Here is a 3,516-nt window from a genome sequence, read left to right as displayed (position 1 = left end):
GCGGGCGATCACCACCGCCTGCTCGACCCCGTCCAGCGCATTCAGCGCCGCTTGGACTTCGCCGAGTTCGATGCGATAGCCGCGGATCTTGACCTGCTCGTCCGCGCGCCCGAGATACTGCAGCTGCCCGTCAGAACGCCAACACACCAGATCGCCGGTGCGATACATGCGGGCTCCCGCGGTGAACGGGCACGCCACAAAGCGCGACGCCGTCAAAGGGCCCCGCCGCCAATACCCAACTCCCACACCGGTACCGGCCACATACAACTCACCGACCACACCGGGCGGCACCGGCCGCAATGAGCCGTCGAGCACAAACAGCGCCGCACCGGGCACCGGGGACCCGATCGGCACCACGCCCGACCCGGCCGTCAGCGGCGCACTGATCGTCGCGTACACCGTGGTTTCGGTCGGGCCGTAGGCGTTGATCATCACCCGCCCCGGCGCCCACCGATCCACCACCTCGGCCGGACAGGGCTCGGCGGCCACCATCAACGCCGCCGACTCGAGCCCCTTCGGCGAGAGCACCCCCACCGCCGAGGGGGTCTGGCTTAGGACGCTGACCTTTTCGGTGACCAGTAACTCGTGGAAGTCCTGCGGTGAGCGGGCCACCGACTCGGGCACCACAACCAGCCGTCCACCGTGCAGCAGCGCGCCCCAGATCTCCCATACCGAGTAGTCGAAGGCCAGGGAATGACACTGCGTCCACACCTGTCCCGGCGCCAGCTCCACGCCGACATCCATGCCGTCGAACAGCCGGGTGACATTGTGGTGGGTGGTCGCCACCCCCTTGGGCACCCCGGTGGTGCCCGAGGTGTAGATCAGGTAGGCGATGTCATCGGCAGCCGGCGCCGGCAGCGCCGTGCCGGGTTGGGCCTCGATGCGGGGATCGTCGACATCGACGACCAGCAGGTCGCGTCCGTCGAGCCGATCGGCCAGCTCGCCCGTGGTGATCGCGGCGATCGGGGCGGCATCGGCGAGCATGAATGCGATCCGGGCATCCGGCACCACCGGGTCGATCGGCACATACGCCGCACCGGTTTTCAGCACCGCCAAAATCGACACGATCGCCTCGGCCGACCGCGAAAACAGCAGCGCCACACGCTGTCCCGCACCCACCCCAGAGCCGGCCAACAGGTTCGCCAGCCGGTTGGCGGTCTCATCCAGCTCGCGGTAGGTCCACGAATGCTCCCCGCACACCAGCGCCACCGCATCCGGGGTGCGGGCCACCTGCGAGGCAAACAGCGCCGGGATGGACGCCGCGGCCGGTGCCGGCCGCGTCAACACCGATCCGTTACCCCACCCCTCCAGGCGGGCATGCTCGGGCTCGTCGAGCAGGTCCACCGACGACAGCCGCTGGGTGGGCTCGGAGGTCATCGCCGCCAACACCCGCTCCAACCGCTCGATCAGTGCTTGGATGCTGGCCGCGTCGAACACGTCGGTGCGGAATTCCACCGCCCCGCCGATCCCGGCGGGCTCACCGGCCTCGTTCCAGCGTTCCCCTAGGTAAAACACCAAATCCATGCGGGCCGCCTGGATGCCCACCGGAAGCGGCGTGACCTGCACGTCACCCAGGGCCGGCTCGACGGCGGGGTCGCTGTCTTGACCGGTGAAGTTCTGCCACGCAAATATCACCTGGATCAAGGGGTGATGGGTCAGCGACCGAGAAGGGTTGAGCCGCTCGACGAGCACCTCGAAGGGGACGTCTTGGTGCTCGAATGCCTCCAAACTGCGCGCCCGCACCTGGGCCAGCAGTTCACCGATGGTGGGATCACCGGCCAGATCGACACGCAGCACCAAGGTGTTGACGAAGAAACCCACCAGCTCATCGAGCGCCGGGTCGCGGCGCCCCGCGATCGAAATCCCCACCGCCACATCGGGGCTGGCGCTGAGTTTGGACAGCAGCGCCGTCAGGGCGGCCTGGATCACCATGAAGCTGGTCGTGTTGTGTTCACCGGCCACCTGAGCCACCCGCTGCTGCAGCCCCGCCGGCCACTCCACCGCGAGAGTGGCGCCGCGGTAGTCGGCGACCGGCGGGTAGGGCCGATCGGTGGGCAGCTGCAGGTGCTCGGGCATCCCGGCCAGGGCGTCCTGCCAGTAGGCCAGCTGCGCGGAGATGGGACTCTCGGGATCGTCGAGATCACCGAGGTGCTCGCGCTGCCACAGCGTGTAGTCGACGTATTGCACCGCTAACGGCGCCGTGTCGGGGGCGTGTCCCGCAGAGCGGCTGGCATAGGCCACACCCAGATCCCGCACCAGCGGGGCAATAGACCAGCCGTCGGCGGCGATGTGGTGGGCCACGGCCATCAGCACATGTTCGTCGTCGCCGATGCGGAAAAGCCTTGCCCGCAACGGGATCTCGGCGGCCAGATCGAACGTGTGACGCGCCTCGGCGCTGATGGACTCATAGAGCTGGTCTCCCGGCCAGCCAGTGGCATCGATGACTTGCCATCCGAAGTCGGCCTGCTCGGAGGGGATGATCACCTGCTGGGGTACGCCATCGGGCGCGGCGAACAGGGTGCGCAGGCTCTCGTGGCGGGCCACCACGTCGGCCACCGCCGCACCCAACGCCTCGACGTCGAGCCGCCCACACAGCCGCAAGGCAACCGCCATGTTGTAGATCGGGGAGGGCCCCTGCAACTGGTCGATGAACCACAACCGCTGCTGCGCATACGACAACGGGATCCGTTGCGGGCGTGGCATCGGCACCAGGGGCGGGCGGGGAGAAGCGCCACGATGCCGTCGCAGATGCTCGGCGAGGTCCGCGACTTTGGCGGCCTCGAACAGATACCGCACCGGCACTTCCCTGCCCAACGCGAGCTGCAGGCGCGCGCTGACGCGGGTGGCGCTCAGCGAATCGCCACCCAGAGCGAAGAAATCGTCGTCGAGCCCGACCCGGGCCAGGCCCAATACCTCGGCGAACGCCTCGGCAATGATCTTTTCGGTCTGGGTCTGCGGCGCCCGAAACGCCCTGGCGGCAAAAACCGGCGCCGGCAACGCTTTTCGGTCGACCTTGCCCGACGAGGTCAACGGAAATTTCTCGAGCACGACGATGTGTGCGGGCACCATGTAGTCGGGTAACCACGCGCTCAACCGCTGCCGCACCGCTCCGATCTTGGTGTTGGTGTCGGGATCATTGGCGTGCGCGGTGTGTTGCCGAGCTCCGGCGGGGGGCAGATACAGGTCGGCCAGCGGCGCGATGTGCGCGCCGTCGGCGTCGGTGGGGGCGATGAAGACCGCATCCAGGGTGCCCGGTTGGGCGCCCCAGGTGACCGCCACGTGGTATCCGGCCGTTTCACCGAGGCGGTACAACTCTTCGGGGACAACAGCATCGGCGGTGGCGAGGGCTTGGGCCAGGGCGTCGGCGACCGATACCCCTGCGGCGAGGGCGTGTTCGACGTGAACGTCGCCGATCACCCCGGCACGGGGGATTCCGGTGACGCGGACGGTGGCCGGACGTTGCGATATCAACCGGTCGCGCACTCCCGCGCAGTTGGTCCACGCCCAGCTGGGCGC

1 pseudogene is annotated in these 3,516 nt (G+C 68.4%); it reads right to left on the bottom strand.

The features are described 5' to 3' along the window. Positions 1-69: 69 nt before the first annotated feature. A pseudogene (locus A5745_RS25335) lies at positions 70-3,069 on the bottom strand (amino acid adenylation domain-containing protein); the annotation flags it as partial. Between the last annotated feature and the right edge of the window lie 447 nt (positions 3,070-3,516).

Origin of the sequence: Mycobacterium sp. IS-2888, from assembly GCF_001954215.1 — a bacterium.
Lineage (GTDB): Bacteria > Actinomycetota > Actinomycetes > Mycobacteriales > Mycobacteriaceae > Mycobacterium.
This window is presented reverse-complemented; position numbering and strand designations above follow the sequence as displayed.